At 62.0% G+C, this 21,304-nt stretch carries 19 protein-coding genes; 9 read left to right on the plus strand and 10 right to left on the minus strand.

Annotation, left to right across the window (positions count from 1 at the left end; translation table 11 throughout):
- Positions 1-576 precede the first annotated feature (576 nt).
- From ACQKQD_RS30720 to ACQKQD_RS30735, 4 genes are all read right to left on the minus strand, one after another.
- Positions 577-1,077 (minus strand): MgtC/SapB family protein, encoded by a 501-nt coding sequence (locus tag ACQKQD_RS30720; protein ID WP_427510504.1) that lies wholly within the window; start codon positions 1,075-1,077, stop codon positions 577-579.
- A gap of 17 nt (positions 1,078-1,094) precedes the next feature.
- On the minus strand, positions 1,095-1,679 hold the full coding sequence (locus ACQKQD_RS30725) for a histidine phosphatase family protein (RefSeq protein WP_427510505.1): 585 nt from the start codon (positions 1,677-1,679) through the stop codon (positions 1,095-1,097).
- A 147-nt stretch (positions 1,680-1,826) separates the two neighbouring features.
- A complete protein-coding gene (locus ACQKQD_RS30730; protein ID WP_427510506.1) occupies positions 1,827-2,651 on the minus strand; it encodes a hypothetical protein in 825 nt (274 codons plus the stop codon).
- A gap of 1 nt (position 2,652) precedes the next feature.
- Positions 2,653-4,386, minus strand: coding sequence for a hypothetical protein (locus ACQKQD_RS30735; protein ID WP_427510507.1), 1,734 nt, complete (start codon positions 4,384-4,386; stop codon positions 2,653-2,655).
- A gap of 208 nt (positions 4,387-4,594) precedes the next feature.
- Between ACQKQD_RS30735 and ACQKQD_RS30740 the strand changes: the two genes are divergently transcribed.
- Positions 4,595-5,185 carry a recombinase family protein gene (locus ACQKQD_RS30740; protein WP_427510508.1) on the plus strand — a complete coding sequence of 197 codons (591 nt, stop codon included), beginning with the start codon at positions 4,595-4,597 and terminating at the stop codon, positions 5,183-5,185.
- A 47-nt stretch (positions 5,186-5,232) separates the two neighbouring features.
- On the plus strand, positions 5,233-6,141 hold the full coding sequence (locus ACQKQD_RS30745; RefSeq protein WP_427510509.1) for an ADP-ribosylglycohydrolase family protein: 909 nt from the start codon (positions 5,233-5,235) through the stop codon (positions 6,139-6,141).
- On the opposite strand, the gene ACQKQD_RS30750 is transcribed toward ACQKQD_RS30745, so the two are convergent.
- The 4 genes from ACQKQD_RS30750 to ACQKQD_RS30765 all read right to left on the minus strand — a co-directional run bounded on the left by ACQKQD_RS30750 (position 6,131) and on the right by ACQKQD_RS30765 (position 12,524).
- Positions 6,131-6,298, minus strand: coding sequence for a hypothetical protein (locus tag ACQKQD_RS30750; RefSeq protein WP_427510510.1), 168 nt, complete (start codon positions 6,296-6,298; stop codon positions 6,131-6,133). The two genes, ACQKQD_RS30745 and ACQKQD_RS30750, sit on opposite strands and share 11 nt — an antisense overlap.
- A gap of 461 nt (positions 6,299-6,759) precedes the next feature.
- Positions 6,760-7,773 carry a hypothetical protein gene (locus ACQKQD_RS30755; RefSeq protein ID WP_427510511.1) on the minus strand — a complete coding sequence of 338 codons (1,014 nt, stop codon included), beginning with the start codon at positions 7,771-7,773 and terminating at the stop codon, positions 6,760-6,762.
- A 563-nt stretch (positions 7,774-8,336) separates the two neighbouring features.
- Positions 8,337-10,826, minus strand: coding sequence for a hypothetical protein (locus ACQKQD_RS30760; protein ID WP_427510512.1), 2,490 nt, complete (start codon positions 10,824-10,826; stop codon positions 8,337-8,339).
- A gap of 720 nt (positions 10,827-11,546) precedes the next feature.
- Positions 11,547-12,524, minus strand: coding sequence for a helix-turn-helix domain-containing protein (locus ACQKQD_RS30765; protein ID WP_020095632.1), 978 nt, complete (start codon positions 12,522-12,524; stop codon positions 11,547-11,549).
- Between the two features lie 589 nt (positions 12,525-13,113).
- On the opposite strand from ACQKQD_RS30765, the gene ACQKQD_RS30770 reads away from it, so the two are divergent.
- Positions 13,114-14,664, plus strand: coding sequence for a DEAD/DEAH box helicase (locus tag ACQKQD_RS30770; protein WP_427510513.1), 1,551 nt, complete (start codon positions 13,114-13,116; stop codon positions 14,662-14,664).
- Between the two features lie 170 nt (positions 14,665-14,834).
- On the opposite strand, the gene ACQKQD_RS30775 is transcribed toward ACQKQD_RS30770, so the two are convergent.
- Complete coding sequence (locus ACQKQD_RS30775) at positions 14,835-16,973, minus strand: molybdopterin-containing oxidoreductase family protein (protein WP_427510514.1); 2,139 nt, start codon at positions 16,971-16,973, stop codon at positions 14,835-14,837.
- Between the two features lie 228 nt (positions 16,974-17,201).
- Between ACQKQD_RS30775 and ACQKQD_RS30780 the strand changes: the two genes are divergently transcribed.
- The 4 genes from ACQKQD_RS30780 to ACQKQD_RS30795 all read left to right on the plus strand — a co-directional run bounded on the left by ACQKQD_RS30780 (position 17,202) and on the right by ACQKQD_RS30795 (position 18,585).
- Positions 17,202-17,387, plus strand: a complete 186-nt coding sequence (locus ACQKQD_RS30780; RefSeq protein WP_026605317.1) for a YegP family protein — start codon at positions 17,202-17,204, stop codon at positions 17,385-17,387.
- Between the two features lie 162 nt (positions 17,388-17,549).
- The gene (locus tag ACQKQD_RS30785; protein WP_020095628.1) at positions 17,550-17,819 is read left to right on the plus strand and encodes a hypothetical protein; all 270 of its coding nucleotides are present in this window, start codon (positions 17,550-17,552) and stop codon (positions 17,817-17,819) included.
- Between the two features lie 149 nt (positions 17,820-17,968).
- Positions 17,969-18,106, plus strand: coding sequence for a hypothetical protein (locus ACQKQD_RS30790; RefSeq protein WP_165923092.1), 138 nt, complete (start codon positions 17,969-17,971; stop codon positions 18,104-18,106).
- A gap of 26 nt (positions 18,107-18,132) precedes the next feature.
- The gene (locus ACQKQD_RS30795; RefSeq protein ID WP_020095626.1) at positions 18,133-18,585 is read left to right on the plus strand and encodes an acyl-CoA thioesterase; all 453 of its coding nucleotides are present in this window, start codon (positions 18,133-18,135) and stop codon (positions 18,583-18,585) included.
- Here the strand turns inward: ACQKQD_RS30795 and ACQKQD_RS30800 are convergent.
- Positions 18,578-19,117: a superoxide dismutase family protein gene (locus ACQKQD_RS30800; RefSeq protein WP_427510515.1), complete on the minus strand. Its 540-nt coding sequence runs from the start codon at positions 19,115-19,117 to the stop codon at positions 18,578-18,580. The genes ACQKQD_RS30795 and ACQKQD_RS30800 overlap by 8 nt on opposite strands.
- A 109-nt stretch (positions 19,118-19,226) precedes the next feature.
- Between ACQKQD_RS30800 and ACQKQD_RS30805 the strand changes: the two genes are divergently transcribed.
- Together ACQKQD_RS30805 and ACQKQD_RS30810 are read left to right on the plus strand one after the other, a co-directional pair.
- Positions 19,227-20,018, plus strand: coding sequence for a TlyA family RNA methyltransferase (locus tag ACQKQD_RS30805; RefSeq protein ID WP_427510516.1), 792 nt, complete (start codon positions 19,227-19,229; stop codon positions 20,016-20,018).
- Positions 20,015-21,280, plus strand: coding sequence for a class I SAM-dependent RNA methyltransferase (locus tag ACQKQD_RS30810; RefSeq protein ID WP_427510517.1), 1,266 nt, complete (start codon positions 20,015-20,017; stop codon positions 21,278-21,280). Before ACQKQD_RS30805 ends, ACQKQD_RS30810 begins: the two co-directional genes overlap by 4 nt.
- Positions 21,281-21,304: the final 24 nt, after the last annotated feature.

Genomic DNA, 21,304 nt, shown 5'->3' on the forward strand with positions numbered 1-21,304 from the left:
ATACCCGCCTGGGTCATGCTCAAGGTCCTAGGATTACTCCTATGACCTCAGCCTCAACGGGCCAGCTCACAAGGCGCCCTTCGCCGGATGCGTACGAACCGTCCCAATCCACGCTCACCTAATCGAACAAGGCTTCTTGGCGTTCGTGGAGACGTGTGAGGCCGGGCCACTGTTCTATGACCCCAAGCGACACGGCCAGCGATCATCGACTTCACCGGCCGAGCTACAGGGGCACAAGGTCGGCAAGTGGGTTCGCGAGACCGCCAAGCTGGATCCGGGCGTCGATCCGAATCACGGATGGCGACACACGTGGAAGACGCGCGCACTTGGGGCCGGCATCGAGGAACGGTTAAGAGACGCAATCACCGGCCATAGCGTGGCATCAGTGGGCCGGCGATACGAGACACCGACCCTCAAGATGCTGGCCGACGCTATGGGCCGCTTCCCTCGCTACCGTATCGAGCCCATGACAGCGAACAAATGAACGAACCGAAGCCGCCAGCATCATTTAACGATCAAGGGTCGGACCGAAGCCGTGGCGGATCGTACCTGAATGCCTCGAAGGATTGCCGCAGGCTAATCAGGTCGTGTGCTTCCTTGTCCTGACGCTTCCGCTTTATCCCTATCAGCCCCGTGCTTCCTCGACCACCGCGTGTCGATGATCCGGTCAATGCGGCCACCGATCCCGATTAGGAGCAGCAGTAGGATCAGACCGATTGCGACAGGGAGATAGGCGCCAAGCCCACACGCTATCCCAAGCGCGGCCGTTACCCAGATGGCAGCGGCCGTGGTCATACCGTGGACGTGCGATTTTCCCGCGCCCTTGACGATTACACCCGCGCCCAAGAAGCCGATGCCAGTGATGACGCCCTGAATGGCCCGGCTGGCGTTCGCGTCGGTATCGGCAGCCGAGAATCCCGAACCTGCCATCGTTACGAGCGCCGATCCAAGACCGACCAACCCCAAAGTGCGGACACCGACGGGCTTGGCGTGCATCTCCCGATCAAAGCCGACCACCATGCCGGCGACCACAGAAGCCCCGAGACGAAGGCACAGATCAGCCGCGGTCATCATCATCGTCAGCCAACTGCTGATCAGCCCTCAAGCTTCGAGAACGGCGCATCGCTGTCACCGCTCATCAGACGTGGGGATAGTTGGCGGAACGACCAGGGCGCGTCCGGCACAGCTCTGTCGAACCGTAGGACCACGTCGAAGCGGTCAGAGTCCCACTTGGTCGGAACGCCGGAGATGGTCTGAGAGCCCTTGAGAGCCGGGATCAGGTCCGTGACAATCGCCTTATGCTCCCAGAAGACGATCACGACCCCGGTGAGCCTTCGAATCTCATCTGCCAGTTCGTGCTCCTGCGAGACCCCATAGTCCGCTCTGAGGGGCAGTTGCAGGCGTTCGGCCAAGGGCGTCGCGGTCTCAAACGGACGGTGGCTGAACTTAGCCTTCTTGAACACGGGCTCGGGCTTGGCCGCGTAGATGACGTTCGGCCTCGGGTAGTCGGCGCTGCATAGGCCCGATCCGAACAATGCCGCCCATGCTCCGGCCCTTTGCCATCCGCGGATCACAAGAGACTTATCGTCCGCGGTCCCGTCGGCCGTGGTGCCTTCGCCGGGGAAACTACCGCCGGGCTTCTCAGCGTGACGGATAAACATGACGGTCAGTGCGGACATCGGGGTTCGGTTACTCAATGATTGGCGACTTGATGAACGACCAGCGCTTGATAGCGGTTTGGCCGATCGGTTCAAGCATTAGGTCAGCGACCCGACTATATCAAACAAGGCAGACCCTTATATTGCCGTCAAGATAACTACAAAACACTAGATGTTATAAGTGAGCTTCACCGCGTCCATGCATCTCTTACGGGTGATCGCGCTTCTGCCGGGCTTTGAGGACCACTCTTCACGAGAGTGAAATATAGCCCAAATTTTCGAGAAGATAGATAATTCGTCATCAGGCACCCAATCGGCACGACGCCTCCAATCAATAGCCCATCTTTTACATAGCTCAAGGAAAAGTTGCCTGTTAAACAAAACAACCAAAGTATTCAGTACCGCAGCCATGTCTTGTAAGTGACGATATCGAACGACAATACGAACCGCACCACGATATCGTGGTATATCAAGCTTCACAGCATTTTTTCCTGGCAATATGCCGTCGCTATGGACAATCCCATGCCTGAACTGGCAGACTTTATCATATTCTTCGAGCGGGACCTTGAACACTGCGTCGTCGAGGGAAAATCCCAGGTAATCCTTCGCTGCCTTCTTCAGTTCCTGAGCATTTGAGAATGAACTGTTATCGAAGGCGCTTTGACTGTACCGATCTTGACCGTGCCATAGCAGCCCTCCGAGATTGATATTTTTATCGGCGGCGACAGATTTGGATAACGGGCAGAGCTCCATAGATGCGGCTAGCACACTTCTGAAATAACTCTCGGCCGCTGAAACCAATCCAAGACATAAAAGGCGTCCATGGTAGTCACTGGCATCTAAAACACGCTCTGCTCCATCAGCCAAAATCGACTTCATTCTGATAAGGAATGCGTCGATCGGACAAATCAGGGTCTCCTCTACCAAATAATCCGAAAGGTTAGTGAGCCGCGCCCCTGGGGGCAGCTCATTCACAAAATCAGAAATAGCCATCTTATGCCACGTACTCTTCGGCGTAGCTCGCAATCCGGGCGGCTCGGACCGGTCCAATATACCTGATACTGCGCAACTTGCTTCGATCAGTATCGATGAGGATGTCCTTAATCGTTCTAATTCTTGAGTTCTTTTTTATGCGCGTTACAATTCGTCGACTCAACGGCAACACCGAAATGTCTTGGTTCGTAAGCTCCTCGTATAGTGATGCAGTTTTTAATGGGGCGCCGCAGTTCTGACAGAACCGTGCGTGCTCGTTCGCCCTCTCAGCTCCACATTGTTGGCAATGGGGCAAGGTCAGACGGAATAAGGTTGGATATTGCGTCGGACTTACAAGCGAGGCGGGCGAGAGCCTTGGCCAAGCTTGGTGTGTTTGCGCACCAAAAGCTGCAACAAACGAAACAATACTTTTTGCTCTTCTGCCTATTATGGCGTTTTCCGTAATCAGATCGCCAAAATGAACCATATAAATGTCAAAAGTTCCCTTGACGCCCCTACTGTTTTCACCGGCCGGCATGAGCAGCCCAGCATACTGGAAGAAGCTCAGGACTTTGTCCATTTCAGGAGGTATCGGTCGCTTCAGGCCAATGGATAAAGCTTGGTTTTCTTCATCTCTGAACTTATTGTAGTTCTTGAGATAACTCATCATTTGCTGATAGAGATCATTACCAGTGCCGACAAATTCGCGGTAGGCGGGAATTTTGTTCGCTAGCGAGTCGTATACGTTGTGAGCCGATTCGCGACTTTGCTTCGCGATGTCTAACAATCGTCGCCGATCAACATTCGAAGCGTCGGGCTGGGATTCTTGCTCATGGTAAATTGTCCTCAGCATATTGAGGAACGATCGCGGTATGCCAAAAGAGGCGTATGCTAGAAAGGGAATAGCTGACGGAGTGTTGATCAGAGTGCTCGGCAAAACGCCGCGAAATCTTTTTTCAGCTAGATCTGTCATAAACTCTATGTAACCAAGACGATCAGGTCGAATCCAAACGTCAATCTGTTCGGCATCATGTCCAACGTGAAAGGTCGGAGAGTGTGTTGTGATGCCCGGGTATATGGCAGCCTTAGGAGAGATTTCTCTGCTCTTGATCTGACGGAAAAACTCAAAAAAATCTTCCTGTTGGCGTGGAGAAAATGCATGCGCAGCGTCATCCAGCAACAGCACACAACGCGCCATGCCATTGGCTTCGAGAACTTCCACGATATTTTCCGAAAGTTCCTCTATGGAAAACGAAGAGACATCCCTCTTTGTGTCTACGACACCGCTTTCTAGAGATCGAATTGCGGAAAGTACGGACTTTTTCGAAGCAAGAGAGGCTGGGACAACAAAGTCACCGAATTCCTCGATACTTCTCCAAAGTCCTTCATATATTTTGAGATTAAGCCATTGCCGAAACCAAAAGGTTGCGTTTGGCGTATTGACGTAAAGTGGCTCTAGTTTAAGTGATAGCTTAAAGTTAACATATATCGGTATGCTTCTGATTTGACGGTCTCTAATTAGCGAATAGTACGCTTTAAGCATGAGAGTTGTTTTACCACAACCTCTTGGTCCTACTAACAACTTAGCGCCACCAGTCGTCAGTCTTCTAATGATACTTTGCTCATCAGGGTGCTCGGCCGTTAAAGCAAGAAAATCTGTTTCGGCGATGTATTCCGCCTGCTCTATGAAGTCAGCATCAATAGGATACTCACGGAAATAGGCGTCCTCTTCATCAATAGCGATTTCGGAAGGCATATTCTTCACCGATTGGATCAAGGTGCTTATCAACAGCTAGCACGAAGTTGGCACAGCTCAACCGCTTTGTTTTTTGTGGGTAAACCCGAGCGAGACAGCGGCGCGAGACGGTTCGGACCATCAAGTGGCGTCTCATATGGGTTGCTGTCGGGATTGCGAGACGCTAAGGTGGGCGGGTCTAGAACCATCCGAGACAGATACTCCGCCTATGGCTATCTACGGTTACGCTCGCGTGAGTGCATCATCTCAGAGTTTGGTGATTCAGCAAGAGGCGTTGGAAGCCTCAGGTTGTGACGTGATCCGATCCGAGAAGGTGACGGCCACGAAGCTGGAAGGCCGGAGCGAACTGGAAACAATTATACAGTTCGCGAGGGCCGGGGATTCCATAACTGTTACACGGATCGACCGGCTCGCGAGATCGGTGGCGGACCTTGCCTCTATCGTGAAGCGGTTGGAGGCAAAGGGCGTTTCCCTGAGAGTCCTTGAGCAACCGGTCGATACGTCCACGGCAGCCGGACGGTGCTTCCTACAGATGCTTGGGGTGTTCGCCGAGTTTGAGACAGCGATCCGGCGAGAGCGTCAGCTTGAGGGTATCGCGAAGGCCAAGGTCGAGGGCGTCTACAAAGGCAGGAAGCCCACCATCGACGCTGAACGGATCAGGGCACTGGCCGCACAGGGTATGGGTGCCACGGCCATCGCTAAGGAACTGAATGTCGGTAGGGCATCGATCTACCGGCTGCTGCAAAGGTCGGATCAGTCCCCGCGCTCGGAAGGTTCGGGGATCGGAAGGGCTGATTGAGGGGCGGCGTATCCGTATAGCCCTATGCGAGCACAAGGCCCTTCTGAATGTCCGAGACGATCCGCAACCGTGCCCTTGGCGCCTTCATTGGTCTTGCAGTCGGTGATGCCCTCGGGACCACGCTTGAGTTTGAGGCCAGGGATGCCAAGCCACCGGTCTATGACATGGCGGGAGGCGGCCCGTTCGATCTACTTCCGGGACAGTGGACCGACGACACGTCCATGGCACTCTGTTTGGCCGACTCCCTCATAGCCTGCGGTGGCCTGAACGAACGGGATCTCATGGAGCGGTTCTGCCGGTGGTATCAGGCCGGTGAGAACTCCTGCACGGGTGGGTGCTTCGATATCGGCGTGACGACCCGGGAGGCCCTGGAACAGTTCCGACGCACCGGTGACCCATTGGGCGGTCCGACGGATGCCAGGACCGCGGGAAATGGTTCGATCATGCGCCTCGCTCCTGTGGCGCTCCGCTACTGGAACGATGCCGAGTGTCTGAGTGAGGCGAGTCAGCGCCAGAGCTACGCGACGCACGGTGCTGACGAAGCCGTGGACGCCTGCGATGCCCTGGGGTCGGTGCTGGCCTCACTGATTGCCGGAAAACCACTCAGGGACGTTCTCTCGGCATCCTATGGGCCATTCTGTCCTGGGGTTCAGACGGTCATGAACGGTTCGTATCAAGGCAAGGCACGATCCGCGATCCGATCCTCCGGCTACGTAATCCATACCCTTGAAGCGGCCCTTTGGTGCGTCTCCGAGACCACGACGTTCAGGGATGCCGTGCTTCTGGCCGTGAACCTGGGCGACGATGCCGATACGGTAGGAGCGGTGACAGGGCAGATTGCGGGTGCAGCCTACGGTGTTTCGGCTGTCCCTGAGGAATGGTTCAACCGATTGGCCTGGAATGATCGTCTAGTCGAGAATGCACAACAGTTATACGAGGCGAGCCTTAAGGTGTGACGATCTCAAAGTCGATACCGGAATGGTCGTAGGTCGCATCCCACTCCCCACCATCCTGTAAGCGGAAGCCGAAGCACAGGGCATGGTCCAGCCCATCAGACGATTCCATCCAGTCGTAGAATGAGCTCGTGTCGGCAAAGGCCCGGTCGAACCTCATCTGAAACTCCGCATGAGCTGAGATGGTGGGGAGAGGACCATTCTCGAAGCTGACCGACGATAGTTCGATGGCCCTAGCCTGGATGGCGCCCCTAGGGTTCAGAAGGTCATTATCGTAATGCTCAGGCTCCGGTTCGATCCTGGCGTACAGTAAGGGCTCGACGGTGCTTCGAACGAACTGCCACTGATCCCGCGGCCAAGATCCACGCCTTCCCAGATCCTTCCAAAGCTGTTCGCAATGGATGAGACCAGGCGGAAGGATGGGCGTTGGGTCCTCAGTAAGGTCCTGTGAACCGTTTTTGAGCCGGGCTATGATCGTGTAGGCACGCATAGGAAAAACGATGTCAAATCCTGGTAAACTTGCCTATCGAAATCACAAAATTGACCTCCTTCTGAGCGCCGAATACAAAGCCGCCATACAGTTCTCAACGTTGAAATCTCTACCGGATCGGCATCCCAAGGCTATTGGGTGCAGAGCGACATCAGCTTGGTCATGGATGACCCGTCTATCTTCTGCATAGAGCCGTTCACCTGTAGCCGGCGCAGAATCTCGTGCAGCGAGGGGCCTAACGCACCCTGAGTGCAAGGGATGGAATGCCCTTCAAATAGTGGTGGGACGCGGAACCGAAACCGATTTGGGTACTGGTGGTCTGGCCAGATGCGAGTCGTATCATCCCGAAAGAGCTTTGACGTTACCACAAGGCCCGTAATAGACTGGAAGGTACCCACATATTTTGTGGATGAGAGTCGCCCGCCAGATGCCTTGACTCGCGGATCGGCAGTGAAGTTGTGGACCGCCACTACTATGTCGCCGGGTTTTATCTCCGAAATTGACGCCAAACCTCGCGTGATTTTTCGATCGCTCTCAGGAAATCCCCAAGTTCCAGCTTCAATCGCCCGCTTGAAATTACTACTGCCGTAGCCTGTTCTCGGCACGTAGTACAAGAATATCTGAGGCTCCTTGCTGCGGCGTGCCTGTCGATCGATGTCCGAAAGGGTTTCGGCGGCGAGTTCGCGGCCGTGCTTCTCCACCCAATCTAGAAAGTCTGTTCGGTCGATCTCGATCTGCTCAACGAGGAAGCTTGCGTCTGCCCGCAGCACCACTAGGAAGCCATTGTTGTCGATAAGGACCTTGATGTCATGCCCGTGCCGCTCGAAGTTCGTAGTTACCCACTCGATCTCGGCGGGCACCACCGTGCCATCGCCGAGAACGTTCTCTGAAATATCGGGGTATCTTCCAAAGCTCGGGTTACGTCGTGCGCTTACTAAGTTCAGACCATTCTTGAAACTGTACTTATGGCACCGGTCCTCCCAATAGCGAATCAGAATCGTCTCGTCGAACCATTTTGCCATACCCGCTCCGCAGCGCCCTATGTCGAGTTCTAGAAGCCGGTCGGAGGTGCCGTCCAGAGTCTCGGGAATAGTGAACTCGGCAACCCACAGGTTGCCGCAGCCAAGGGCAAGCGCGGGCGCCAAGGCCGATCCAAAGCGACTTCGAGGGCACTTGGATCGTCCGTGGTGCGTAAGGTGTCGTTAGATCATGCGGCCAGATCGTCCGGCCAATCATCCTTCCGAGGGTGGATCGAAAATCCCATAAGAGTTTCATATTGGATACGCGTCTCTCTGATCTAACAGGATCAGAGAGACGCGCAAGGACGAGCGCCTCGAAGATCGTCGTCATATACTTCGGCATGATCTGACACTCCTCATCGAGACAATACTCCACGCTGCCAGCCGACTCGTCCAGTTCATATGATTGGCGTCTGTATCCCTTCGCTTTTTCAACAGCATTTAGGTAATAGCGCCGGTCCGCTTCGTTCGCCGCCCTGAACAGCATCATGCGTAGGATGTACGTAGAATCGCTACTTGAGTGGTATGGCCGCTTATGGAAATATTCCGAGACGAGGCTGTAATCTGGGCTTATCACTGGTTTAATGTCCTTAATGCCTTATATTTTTGCGAAATGAGAGAGGGAGCCACTCAGGCTGGCGGTATTTTTTCTGGCGCCCTCACAATAGAATACTCGTTTGTCTACAAAACTAAGCAGCGTTATCCGTATGCAATCTGCTCCTGTATAGTTTTAGATCATTCATCAAGCGGTCGGCCTGTTTCAGTCTATCTATAGGCGAATGGGCAGTTCTCGCAGCACACCTCAACTGCTCCCACATCAGGTCTAGAGGAAGGTGCAAATCGCGTAGACCCTGATAAAGATCAAACATGGCATGATCGCCTTTGCCGGATAATGAGCCTGTCAAGAACCATTCATTCATTGCTTCTTCGATACCGGTTATCTGATGCTCCGTGAGGGCCCGAAACTCCTCCAGATAACTGTTGTTGTATGTGATGTCCTGTGGTTCCGGTTCCTCAATGGTCGGAAGGGAGGTGAGCCACTGATTCACGTCCAGCGGTGTCCTTCCGGGCCCTGAATGATGATGGAAGAAACTTTGTCCGGATGGTGAGCGGCAGGGAAGATGAAAGAGCGAGTAGGGCCCTCTCTTACTCATATCGATGCCGTGCCTCTTATGGTTGCCCCCTATGCTGAAACGGTCGCTCTCGCTGGCGCTTCCACTCCCGTTTGGCTTCGCCGGTCCCTTGTCTTTCCCTTGATACCCTGCACCCTCGATAGTCTGGATGAGCGCCCCAACGATTGCCATATATTCGGGGATGAACATCGGCCGCGTCGTTGGAATATATGCTCGATAACGGAGTTTTGTCTCTGAGTTGCTATAGGTCGAGTACGTCACTATTTGTAAATCACTGAAAATTTCGGCTAGCTCTGCGGGGTTCAGTTCGCTGTTGTCGAAGTCCAGCATGATACCGGAAGCGAAGACGACATTGAGTTTGCCTCGCTTTCCCTTGCCGACCCATAGCGGATTGTAAAACGCCGGGGACACCAGTGGAACGTCGTCTTTCTTTGAATACGACTTGTTGCTCTGTCTCTTGAGCCAACTGATATAAGAGTTCTCCTTCTTAGCTATGACCTTACCACTGCTCCTTTCAAGTGCCTCAAACCAAGTGGATCTATAATATGCGACGAAATTATCTATATATAAGGCACTATCGTCGCCATCTGACTTATGGAAGAAAGCGACATTCTCTATCATGTCCATGCCGATTCGGTTTACAAACTCGCCGATCTGTCTGGCCTTGTTCTTCTTGACAGTGCGCGACTGGTTCTTCCGATCGTTGTCGTTCTTGAACAATGCTGGCCTTCCACGGTTACCGGCCGGAGGCTGATTGAGCGCCAGCGAAATACATGATGATCCCTCAAAGATGCGTGACAACCACTCTGCATGGGTCCGAGAGGGAACCACCCATATCCGTTCACGACTCATATCACCGTCGCGCATCGAAGTTCGACTGATTGCTTGATAAATATTGTGACAAGCGAATGAGATTACCTGTTTGTCGCGTGAAAACTTATACCTCTCAGCAAGAAACCTACCGGCCACTGGCGAGTAGTTCATTGCTGGAACGATGATGGCGTGGTCAATGTGTCGATACTTGTTCAGTCCGTGCGAGCGACCCGATATCATACAACTGTTATACGACTTCGATAGCAAGCTTGTGTTCTTGATGTCGTTATTCTCCAAACTGATATGTTTTCGATCAGCCGTGATTTCTTTCGCGGCCGATATGAATCCGTCGTACCAATCCATGTTCTTATTGCGAGCCGTCTTGGAGTAGTTTCGCTCAAGTCCCCAATAGATCTTGGTTTGATCGTAACCGGTATGTTTGTTGAACCTGAGACGTGCGGCAAGAGCGATATCTTCCTCCCACTTCACGCCTTCCTGTTCCCAGAGATGATAGTGTAGACTCTCTTGAAATCGTGCAGAGAAGACAGTGGAGCCACCAAAGGCCGAGACAAGGCGGGGATGCAGGACTGATATGCAGTACAGCTTCCGCTTCATCCCCTTACGATGAATGAGCTTGTTGTAATCCGCCTCAATCGTGTAGCAATCAAAATGGATGTTTAAGATCTTCTCCGCTGTACCCTTGATAAGCTCCCTGTAGGCATCCTTGTTCCGGTTTTCTACAATCGCTGTCAGGGCCGTATCATTGGTCGACACCAGACGTGCGTAGGGAGAGCCGTCCGCTACTGACTTGAGATTGTTGGTAAATAGCTGATGACTGTCGTGAATGTTCAGTTCAGTGGGATGAAAGACATCTAGTGTTTCGTCGATGTAGCAATGCCACTCGCTCAGGTCCAAATCAGAGGACAGGTTACAAAGGGTGGCATGGCAGATTGCTAGCACTCGGCCTGCGCCTCGCGATGCATCCAGCAGAGCCCTCTCAACGTCGATTCGGATAGAGCCCTTGCTTTCAATCCGCTCTCGTTTCGAATGGTAGACTTCTAGAGGTATCGCGGGGAACAGGGTATTGAAGCGGCTCTGATATTCGTCACAGGCATCCGTTGACGGGCCGACTATCAGTGACTTGAACCCATTCAGGTATCGTCTTCCGGCTTCCTCAAGTATTACACCAGTCTTGTTACTGGATGTTGGGCCGGACACAAATCGTAATAACATACTTCACTCGGTAGATAAGCGCACAAAATGACGGCCCCGCCTTGATCGGAGCATGATGATTGAGCGACAATGTGGGAAATGGGCCCCGATTGACTTCGGAGCCGTGAACATAGCTGCTGTTGATTTGCAGATTTAGTGATCGTAATCTAATACCAGCAAGTTGTCAACTGCACATTAGGCATTATCTTGTAAGATCTAGATTTTTGTCTTGAATAACTGTTGTTTCTAAGTCAGTCAAAAATCGTGAGACGCTACAGATATGACTGTTATAGGCGCTTGCTTTGTAGAGCCTTGCTGCGGGGATCGTGAGGCAATCTTGGTCTGTCCATCCGGCGTCTGACCCGTGCACCCCAGATCGGACGATAGCCATAGGTTTCCCTTGACGATCACATAGAACTCTTACACAATACGGTCAAAAGGTTGCACTTCTCCAATCGCACTAGCTTCAAACTAATAGTAGGTGTAGGGTCGAGTCCTCTTGGCCGCACCACATTGTTTCGGTTGCCCGGACCTGCGGCAACCCGGATGTGGTGCATGACAGGGCGGTGCGCCGCCGATCACGATACACCATTATCTGAGCCGACGCGCCGGGTCGCGACGCGCGTGCCGTTCGCACGCCGGGCGCAGGCGCCTGCGCCCGGCCAGGGGTTGCGCGAGGACCGCGCGCATCATTCCGCGCCGGGACGTCGCGGGATCGGCGGAGGCCGGCCACCGTCCCGATCAGGGAGCCGACGGAGCACCGGAAGCCCGCAGCAGGGCGGCCTCCCTGTACTCGCGCGGGGTCAGGCCGTGGCGGTCCTTGAACCGGCGGGAGAAGTGCGCCTGGCTGGTGAACCCGCAGCCGTAGGCGAGCATCCCGATCGACAGGTGCAGGCAGGCTGGGTCGGACAGCCGCTTGGCCGCCGCCGCCAGTCGGCGCTCCCAGATCCAGTCGGAAATGTGCTGGCCGCGCTCGTGGAACAGCTCCTGGAGCCGGCGCAGCGAGACCCCCGTGGCGGCCGCGAGCTGGGGCGGGTCCAGTCCCGGATCGTCCAGATGGGCCTCGACATGCGCCTTCGCGCGCTGAACGACGACGCTGCCGTGGACGGGGCGAGGCACATCCTGCGCGAGCCGCTCGGCGAGGCTCGCCACGATCAGGTCGACCGCGATCGCCGACATGCGCTCGGCGGCGTCGGGCGTGAGCTGGTGCCGCACCCGGATCAGGTCGTGGATGAAGCCGGTCGCCAGCGTGGCCGAGGCGAGGTCCGCCCCGACCGACAGGCCGGTGTAGAGCCGTGTCGAGCCGAGCACGCCTTCCAGGCGCTCCCGCGGCAGCTCCAGGAACAGGGCCTGGCTGTCCCTGTGGGTCGTCAGCACGGAGGGGCGATGGTCGAGCACGACCATGTCGCCCGGCCGCTGCACGGCCTCCCGGCCGTCCTGAACGCTCGTCGACAGGCCCGCGAGCTTGAACAGCACCACGACCATCCCGGCCCTGTCGTGGCGCCGGGCCGCGCTGGGCGTCGTCTCGCATCGCAGGGCGCTCTGCGTCAGGCGCGAGAGGTACAGCGCGCCGATCTCCGCGACGTCGAGCCTGCCCCGGAACGGCCCGTCGTCGAGGCGCTCGACCTCGATCGGCACGAGCCGCTCCCCGAGAAGGTCTCGCCAGAGCTTGAAGCCGCTCCGGGGGTGGAGACCCTCCGTCGAAAACACTGTCTGCATAGGCAATATCTGAAGTCGCGGCCGCGCCGTTCGGCCGCGCAGCGATCGTTGAATACCGATCGCTGCGTATCTTTAGATACACTTTCACGCTCGGACGATCCAACAATACCGTCAATTCCGAAACAATTATATCTCGACGGACAGATCAGAGGCGATCCTCGGTCACAACGACGATAAACGCCCGCCCCGACCACATCGGGAAGACGGGATCGACACGTATCGGCAGCCGAGCCGCGTCTTCGGGCGATCCCGAGTGCACGGGGCACGGCACCGTCGGACGAGCGCCCGCTGTTCACCGGCGCGACGGCGGCGCTCAGCCTGAGCGGACCGCAACCCGGCCCTGCATTGACTTCGCAGCCGCACACACGCATATCGGCGATGCAGCGTCAGCGGCCGCCACGGCCCGCTTGAGGGGGCTGCGTGACGGATCGGGCGCCACCCGGCGTGATCCGGCCCCCCTCTTCATAACGTGCATGCACCCGGGCCGCCCCATCACGCGGGCTGCCCCCTGCCAACGGACCGGCTCATACACGGCACAGCTCGCGAGCGACGCGAGGCGCCCGGCCGGCCTGCTGCATCGGATACATCCTTGACCCAATTCACCGATTTCGGCCTCGCCCAGCCCGTGCTGCGGGCGCTCAGCGAGGCCGGCTACGTCGCGCCGACCCCGATCCAGGCCCAGGCGATCCCGCCGGCCATGGCGGGCCGCGACCTCTGCGGCATCGCCCAGACCGGCACCGGCAAGACCGCGGCCTTCGCGCTGCCGATCCTGCACCGCCTCTCGCTCTCGGACCGCCGCGCGCCGCGCCGCGGCTGTCGGGTGCTGGTGCTCTCGCCGACCCGCGAGCTCGCCAACCAGATCGCCGAGTCGTTCACCGATTACGGCCGGCACCTGTCCTACACCACGACGGTGGTGTTCGGCGGCGTCACCATCAGCCGCCAGGAGCGGGCGCTGGCGCCGGGCGTCGACGTCCTCGTCGCCACCCCCGGCCGGCTGATCGACCTCGTCGACCGCCGCTCGCTGACCCTGGAGGGCGTCGAGATCCTCGTCCTCGACGAGGCTGACCAGATGCTCGATCTCGGCTTCATCCACGCCCTCAAGCGCATCGTGAAGATGCTGCCGCAGAAGCGCCAGAGCCTGTTCTTCTCGGCCACCATGCCCAAGAACATCGCGGGCTTGGCGTCCCAGTACCTCACCGATCCGGTCCAGGTCGCGGTGACGCCGGTCGCCACCACGGCCGAGCGGGTCGAGCAGGAGGTGATCTTCGTCCATACCGGCGCCAAGCAGGCGCTGCTGGGGCACATCCTGCGCGATCCGGCGATCGAGCGCGTGCTCGTCTTCACCCGGACCAAGCACGGGGCGGACCGGGTCGTGCGCGGCCTCGACAAGGTCGGCATCGCGGCCGCCGCGATCCACGGCAACAAGAGCCAGCCCCAGCGCGAGCGGGCGCTGGCCGCCTTCAAGGACGGCTCCTGCCGGGTCCTGGTCGCCACCGACATCGCGGCCCGCGGCATCGACGTCGAGGGCGTGAGCCACGTGGTCAACTTCGACCTGCCGAACGTGCCGGAGAGCTACGTCCACCGGATCGGCCGCACGGCCCGCGCCGGCGCCGACGGCCTCGCCATCTCGTTCTGCAACGACGAGGAGAAGGCCTACCTGCGCGACATCGAGCGCGTGACCCGGCAGAAGGTCCCGGTGGCGGGCTTCCCCGAGGGCTTCACCCCGCCGTCCCGCCAGGAGGCCGCCGAGATCGCCCGCGAGGAGGAGCGCCGGCCCGAGCGTCCGCAGCAGCGCCCCGGCGGCGGCCGCCAGGGCCAGCGGCCCCGGCAGCAGCAGGGCCGTCCCCAGCAGGGCCGGCCCGAGGGCGGCCGCGGCTTCGGCGGTCCCGGCCAGGGCGCGCCCCGGCAGGGCCGACCCCAGGACGGCCGCGGCGACAACCGCGGTGACAATCGCGGCCACGCCCCGCAGGGCCGCGACGCCCGCGCGGACCGGCCCGCCCGCCCGCAGGGCGAGCGCCCGAATCAGGGTCGCCCGAGCCGCGAAGCCCGGCCCCAGCGCGCCGATGCCCGTCCGCGCAGCGGCGGTGGCGGCGGCGAGGGTCGCAGCATCGGCTGGCTGGAGCGGGCGCCCCGTTCCTGAGCGAAGATGGCCTGAGTGACGATCGAGCCGCCCGGGACGGATCCGTCCCGGGCGGTTTCGTTTCCGGTGACCGCGCCGGCCGAGCGGCGAAACCGCAACCGGATGACGGCTCAACCCTCCGTGTGAATTCGGCGCGGCGATCGGGAGCGGATCGCCGCGCGCGGAGCCGTTCAGTTCGCCCGTGAGACCTCGACGAGGTTGTCGGAGAACGAGGGCGCGTGGCCCATATCGGTGAAGGCGCCGGACGAGATGCTGTTCACCGTGCCCTCGTTGAGCTGCCGCCAGTAGCCCAGCGTCGCCACCACGATCCCGGCCTTCACGTCGTCGGTGATGCGGGCCACGCCTTTGAAGGCGCCGCGGTCGTTGGCGACCTGGACCCGGTCGCCGTCCCGGATGCCGCGCGCGTCGGCGTCGGCTTGGCTGATCATCACGAACTGCTCGCCCTGGCCCTTCTGTTTGTCCTCCATGTTGGCGTAGCAGGAGTTCAGGAAGTAGTGGCTCTTGGGCGAGACGATGTTGAGCGGGTAGCGCTTGGCGAGTTCGGGATCGTTCGTGTGCGACTCGCGCGGGCCGAGGTAGTCCGGCAGCGGGTCGAGCGCCTCGCCCGGCTGGAAGCCCTCGTACATCTGCCGGAACGGCGGGGCGACGAAGTTCGTGGCGCCCTCCACCTTGAGCATGCACTTGCCGGTCGGTGTCGGGAAGTTGCCCTCCCGGTGCGGCGCCCGGTCGTCCGGCGTGCCCACCTTCAGCCGGGCGAAGCCGTGCTCGCGCATGTACTGGAGGTCGATGCCCTCGCAGGCCGGCGACGACCAGTCGACGTAGTGCTCAAGGCACTCGCTGTCGCTCCACTTGAAGTTCTCCTCCTCGAAGCCGAGCCGGGCGGCCAGCCGGCGGAAGATCTCGTTGTTGGGGATCGCCTCGCCCGGCGCCTCGGCGCACTTGGTGTTGTAGGTCAGGTAGAGGTGCCCCCAGGAGAGGATCATGTCCTCCATCTCGGCGCCCATCGTGGCCGGCAGCAGGATGTCGGCGTAGGAGGCCGTGTCCGAGATGAAGTGCTCGGCCGAGACCATGAACAGGTCCTCGCGCATCAGCCCCTCGACGATCTTGTCGGTCTCGGGCGCCTGCGTCACGGGGTTCGAGTTCCAGCACATCATCGACATGATCGGTGGGTCGAGCTGCATCTCGCCGGTGAGCGCCCGGCCGATCTGAAGGTTCGAGACGACCCGGGTGCCCTCCGGGATCAGGTCCGGGCGGCAGATGACGTCGAACTTGTACGGATGCTCCCAGACGCCGAACTGCGTGATGCCGCCGCCGACATGGCGCCACGCGCCGGTCAGCGCCGGGATGCAGGTCACCGCCCGGATGGTCTGGCCGCCGCCGTAGTGCCGCTCCAGCGCCACGCCGATGCGGATGCCCACCGGCTGCTCGGTTGCCATCTCGCGGGCGAGCTTCCGGATGTCGTCGGCGGAGACGCCGGTGATCGCCGCGGCCCATTCGGGCGTGCGCGTGCTGGCCCGCTCCTTCAGCTCCGCGAAGCCGACCGTGTAGTTGTCGACGTAGTCCTGGTCGACGAGGCCCTGTTCGATGATCGAGTTGATCAGCGCCATGGCGAGCGCGCCGTCGGTGCCGGGCTTCGGCGCGATGTGCCAGTCGGCGGCCTTGGCGGTGCGGGACGCGTAGGCGTCGATCACGACGACCTTGGCGCCCTGCTTCTGGGCGTCCTTCACGATCGCCCAGTGGTGCAGGTTGGTGCTGACCGAGTTGCAGGCCCAGATCACGATGTACTTGGAGTGGATGTAGCTGTCCGGGTCGAGGCCCGCGGTCGGGCCGACGGTGAGGAGCCAGGCCGTGCACGAGCCCTCGCCGCAGAAGGTGCGCTCGGTGACGGTGGCGCCCATGCGGTTGAAGAACGCGTCGCCACCGTTCAGCCCGTGCACGAGGCCCTGGTTGCCGAGGTAGCTGTAGGGCGCGATGGCCTGCGGCCCGTACTGGTCGATGATCGCCTTCCAGCGGGTGACGATGGTGTCCAGCGCCTCGTCCCAGGTGATCCGCTCGAACTGCTTCGAGCCCTTCGGGCCGACCCGCTTCATCGGGTAGAGCAGCCGGTCCGGGTGGTAGTGGCGCTTCTCGTAGTCCTTCAGCTTCACGCAGAGACCGCCGCGGGTCATCGGGTGGTCCGGGTTGCCGCGCACGCTCAGGAGCTCGCCGCCCTTCACCTCGAACAGCATCGAGCACGTGTCGGGGCAATCGTGCGGGCAGCCTCCGTAGAAGACCTCCGAGTAGGCCTCGGGCTGGACGATCTCGTTCATACTCTCTTCCTCACCGGCCGCGGGCGTCCCGTTATTGTTCAGGCGTCCCGGATCCCGATCGGCGAAGCGTACAATGAGAGGAAGAAAAATTCTAACTCGAATCCCGGCGGCCGATCGCGCACGCGCGCCGCTCGGTGTCCCGTCCGCCCCGCGGCGCCCTCACCGCCCCGCCTTCCCTTGCGCGGGCGCGCCCCCATCTGAGGGATGGACGAAGCGGGGGCCTGCGAAATGCGGTTCGAACTCTACCGGGACGCCAAGGGCGAGTGGCGCTGGCGCCTGCGGGCGCGCAACGGCGAGGTGATCGCCGATTCGGGCGAAGGCTATGTCCGCCGCGAGGATTGCGAGCACGGCATCGCGCTGGTGCGTCAGAGCGCCGAGGCGCGCATCGAGGACATGACGACGAAGATCGCCTGACCCCGCGCGTCTCAACCTGCGATCAACCCTGTCCGAAACGTCGCAGCGGTTAAGCTGCAACGCTTCCGCTCGCCCACGCGTTGCAGCGGTTCGGACCGAGCGGAGCCCGTCGCCCTGCGCGGTTCGTCGACCAGGACGAATGACACAAAGGGAGTCGAGACCGTGCTGAGGAAATTCCTGCTCGCGGCCCTGCTGGCGCTGGGCTTCGCGGCCGCGGCGCCGGAGGGCGCGTCCGCCGCGCCCATCGGCCCGGGGCTGGCTCTGCCCGCCGAAGCCGCGCCGGCGGTGGCCGAGAAGGCCCAGTACTACTACCGTCGCCGGTTCTACGGCCCGCGGCCCTACTGGCGCCGCCCGTACTACGGCCGCCGGTTCTACTACGGCCCGCGGCCCTACTACCGTCGTCCCTACTGGCGCCGTCGGTTCTACTACTGATCGGCTCTCCGACCTGACCGGCCCGGCGGCTCCAGCGAGCCGCCGGGCTTTTTCACACCCCGATTCGGGGTGCGCGACCGCGAGCCTTGCTTTATCGTGCCGGTAACGGGACCGCCGACGGCAGATCGGCGCGCCCGAGAGGAAGCCCGATGAACGATATTGCGCAACGCGCCGAGCCCGCGGCGGCGACGCCGGACCTCTGGCAATCCATCCCGCTCGAATGCATCCTGAGCGCGGTCGCCGTTCTGCTGGCGGCGGGGCTCAAGCTCGCCGGCGTGATGTCCTGACGGCGTGCGGGGGGCGGATGGACGGCATGCAGCACGTCGCACTCTCACCGGCCGGAGGCGCGCCGCCCGCTGAGGTCGATCTGCCCAAGGGCGATCTCACGGTGCGCACCATCGCCATGCCGGCCGACACCAACGCCAACGGCGACATCTTCGGCGGCTGGGTGCTGTCGCAGATGGACCAGGCCGGCGGCATCGCGGGCGTCGACCGGGCGCAGGGCCGGGTGGTCACCGTGGCGCTGGAATCGATGACCTTCATCCGGCCGGTCCGGGTCGGCGACGTGCTGTGCGTCTACACCCGGGTGTCGCATGTCGGCCGGACCTCGATGAAGATCGAGGTCGAGGCCTGGGCACGGCGGTTCTGCACCCAGGTCCGCGAGCGGGTCACGCAGGCCACCTTCACCTTCGTGGCCATCGACGAGGACGGCCGGCCGCGGCAGATCCCGCCGGCCGTGCCGTCCCCGTCCGCGACGACTACTTGATCACCCCGCAGGCGACGCGGTCGCCGGCACCGCCGATCGGCTGGGTGTTGTGGTCGTCCTCGTTGGCGTGGATGATCAGCGCCGCGCCGTCCCCGTCCTTCAGGCCGCCCTCGCCGTTCAGCGGCGTCTCGCTGGAGACCTCGGCATTGGCCGAGCCGTCCTGCGCCGCGTAGAGGTTCGGCAGGTCGCCCTCGTCGGGGCCCTCCGCGTTGAGCAGCCCGTGCTTGCTCTGGTCGTGGTTCACGTGCGCCTTGGAGTTCATGAACTTCGGGTCCGAGCAGTCGCCCACGGCGTGGAAATGCATCCCGTGCCAGCCGGGCGGCAGGCCACCGGGCTGGATCGTCACGCGCAGGACCAGGGCATTTGCCCCGTCGCGGATCGCCAGCGTGCCGATCGGGTCGCCCTTCGCGTTCTTGATCGGCGCCGTGTAGGTCTCTGCCGGTTTGGCCGCCTCCTTGGGAGGCTCCTGTGCCAGGGCGCCGCCGGCGGCGGCGGTCCCGAACAGTGCGAGCAGCGGCAGGGTGCGGGTCATGCGGTGGCTCTCCTTTACGGCCCGGTCTAGTTAGGGAGCGCGCCGGCCTTCGACAGGGCGGCGGCCCGAAACCTCCGCCGCAGACCTGCCGGAACCGCACGAAGCCCCGATGACCCGAGACCGGACCAGCCCGGACCGCGCGGCCCCCGCGGACGATCCCGCGGAGAACCCTGCGCCGCGGCGCGCCGACCTGTATCTCGTGGCGCACGGCCATTTCGAGAGCCGGGCCCGGGCCCAGGCGGCGATCCGTGCCGGGCTCGTGCGGGTCGACGGGCGCCCGCTCGCGCGCGCCTCGGACCCGATCGCCCCGGGCGCGCGGGTCGAGGCGGAAGCCGAGCATCCCTACGCGTCCCGCGGCGGCCTCAAGCTCGCCGCCGCCCTGGACGCATTCGGCGTCGATCCGGCCGGCCGCGTCGCCCTCGACGTCGGCGCCTCGACGGGTGGCTTCACCGACGTGCTGCTCGCCCGCGGGGCGCGCCACGTCCACGCCCTCGACGTGGGCCGGGGGCAGCTCCATCCGCGCCTCGCCGGGGACCCGCGCGTGACCAACCGCGAGAGCACCGACATCCGCGACCTCGGCGCGGACGCCCTCGTGCCGCCCCCCGACCTCGCGAGCGTGGACGTGAGCTTCATCGGCCTGCGCCTCGTGCTGCCGGTCCTCCCGAGCCTGCTGAGGCCGGGCTCGGCGGTCGTCGCGCTGATCAAGCCGCAATTCGAGGCCGGCCGAGCCCGGATCGGCCGCGGCGGCCTCGTGCGCGATCCGGCGGTCCACGCCGAGGTCTGCGCGGCCGTCCGCGGGACCCTGGAGGGGCTCGGCGCGTCGATCCTGGGCCTGATCGACTCGCCGGTGCCGGGCGGCGACGGCAATGCCGAGTTCCTGATCGGCGCGAGGTTGCGGTGAGCGAGACAACAGATAGCGAGACGGTCAAGATCCGGGGGCTCGGCGCCCGCGGCGACGGGATCGCCGAGGACGGCACCCCGGTGCCCTACACGCTGCCCGGGGAGCGCGCGGAGATCCGCCGCGAGGCGCGCCGCGCCGCGCTGCTCGGCGTCGCGCAGGCCTCGCCCGACCGGGTGGAGCCGTTCTGTCCCTACTACATGCGCTGCGGCGGCTGCCGCACCCAGCACCTCGCGCGGGAAGCGGAACTCGCCTGGAAGCGCGACCTCGTCGCCCAGGCCCTGTCCCAGGCGCGCCTCGACGTGACGCCCGGGCCGGCCGTCGACGCCCACGGGGCGGGCCGCCGCCGCCTTACCCTGCACGTGCGCGAGATCGGCGGCCGGGCCGAGGCCGGGCTGATGGCGGCGCGCAGCCACGCGCTGGTGCCGATCGACCATTGCCCGATCACCGTGCCGGCGCTCCACCCGGCCCCGGAGGTCGCGCGCCGCCTCGCCGCCCCGCTGGGCCACGGGCGCAAGCCCCTCGACGTCGCCGTGACGGCCACCGACCAGGGCCTGGACGTCGACCTGCGCGGTCACGGACCGGTCAGCGCCGGCGTCGGCGCCGCGCTGGTGCGGATCGCCGGCGAACTCGGCCTCGCTCGGCTCTCCCTGCACGGCGAGCGCCTGATGGAGGCCGAGCCGGTCTCGGTCACGGCGGACGGCCCCGCCGCGGCGACGCGCCTCTACCCGGCCCCCGGCGGCTTCCTGCAGGCGACCGCGGCCGGTCAGGCGACGCTCTGCGACCTGACCCTGGCGGCCCTCGGCCCCCGCATCCGGCGCGTCGCCGACCTGTTCGCGGGCTGCGGGCCGCTGACGCTGGCGATCGCCCGGACGGCCGCGGTCCACGCCGTCGAATCCGATGCCGCGGCCCTCGCGGGCCTCGAGCGGGCCGCGCGCGCCGCCGCGGGCCTGCGCAAGATCAGCAGCGAGCGCCGCGACCTGTTCCGCCGGCCCCTGCTCCCCCCCGAACTCGACGCCTTCGACGCGGTGGTGTTCGACCCGCCCCGGGCCGGCGCGGAGGCCCAGGCCCGCCAGCTTGCCGCCGCCCGCGTGCCCCTGGTGATCGGCATCGCCTGCGACGCCGGAACCTTCGCGCGGGACGCGGCGACGCTGGTCGCCGGCGGGTACCGGCTGGAGACCGTCACGCCGGTCGACCAGTTCCGCCATTCGGGCCATGTCGAGATGGTCGGGGTGTTCCGGCGCGAGACCGCGCGGCGGCGCTAGGCCACGCAACCGGCGGCCACGTTT

The sequence above is a fragment of the Methylobacterium sp. NPDC080182 genome, assembly GCF_050281105.1.
Taxonomy (GTDB): domain Bacteria; phylum Pseudomonadota; class Alphaproteobacteria; order Rhizobiales; family Beijerinckiaceae; genus Methylobacterium.

What these genes read in the sequence shown, in the direction of transcription:
- ACQKQD_RS30805 (WP_427510516.1), top strand. Translation starts at nt 19,227, where the DNA reads ATGACCCGAGACCGGACCAGCCCGGACCGCGCGGCCCCCGCGGACGAT.
- ACQKQD_RS30745 (WP_427510509.1), top strand. Translation starts at nt 5,233, where the DNA reads ATGTCCGAGACGATCCGCAACCGTGCCCTTGGCGCCTTCATTGGTCTT.
- ACQKQD_RS30780 (WP_026605317.1), top strand. Translation starts at nt 17,202, where the DNA reads ATGCGGTTCGAACTCTACCGGGACGCCAAGGGCGAGTGGCGCTGGCGC.
- ACQKQD_RS30790 (WP_165923092.1), top strand. Translation starts at nt 17,969, where the DNA reads ATGAACGATATTGCGCAACGCGCCGAGCCCGCGGCGGCGACGCCGGAC.
- ACQKQD_RS30730 (WP_427510506.1), bottom strand. Translation starts at nt 2,651, where the DNA reads ATGGCTATTTCTGATTTTGTGAATGAGCTGCCCCCAGGGGCGCGGCTC.
- ACQKQD_RS30775 (WP_427510514.1), bottom strand. Translation starts at nt 16,973, where the DNA reads ATGAACGAGATCGTCCAGCCCGAGGCCTACTCGGAGGTCTTCTACGGA.
- ACQKQD_RS30750 (WP_427510510.1), bottom strand. Translation starts at nt 6,298, where the DNA reads ATGAGGTTCGACCGGGCCTTTGCCGACACGAGCTCATTCTACGACTGG.
- ACQKQD_RS30800 (WP_427510515.1), bottom strand. Translation starts at nt 19,117, where the DNA reads ATGACCCGCACCCTGCCGCTGCTCGCACTGTTCGGGACCGCCGCCGCC.
- ACQKQD_RS30765 (WP_020095632.1), bottom strand. Translation starts at nt 12,524, where the DNA reads ATGCAGACAGTGTTTTCGACGGAGGGTCTCCACCCCCGGAGCGGCTTC.
- ACQKQD_RS30735 (WP_427510507.1), bottom strand. Translation starts at nt 4,386, where the DNA reads ATGCCTTCCGAAATCGCTATTGATGAAGAGGACGCCTATTTCCGTGAG.
- ACQKQD_RS30760 (WP_427510512.1), bottom strand. Translation starts at nt 10,826, where the DNA reads ATGTTATTACGATTTGTGTCCGGCCCAACATCCAGTAACAAGACTGGT.
- ACQKQD_RS30795 (WP_020095626.1), top strand. Translation starts at nt 18,133, where the DNA reads ATGCAGCACGTCGCACTCTCACCGGCCGGAGGCGCGCCGCCCGCTGAG.
- ACQKQD_RS30720 (WP_427510504.1), bottom strand. Translation starts at nt 1,077, where the DNA reads ATGATGATGACCGCGGCTGATCTGTGCCTTCGTCTCGGGGCTTCTGTG.
- ACQKQD_RS30740 (WP_427510508.1), top strand. Translation starts at nt 4,595, where the DNA reads ATGGCTATCTACGGTTACGCTCGCGTGAGTGCATCATCTCAGAGTTTG.
- ACQKQD_RS30725 (WP_427510505.1), bottom strand. Translation starts at nt 1,679, where the DNA reads ATGTCCGCACTGACCGTCATGTTTATCCGTCACGCTGAGAAGCCCGGC.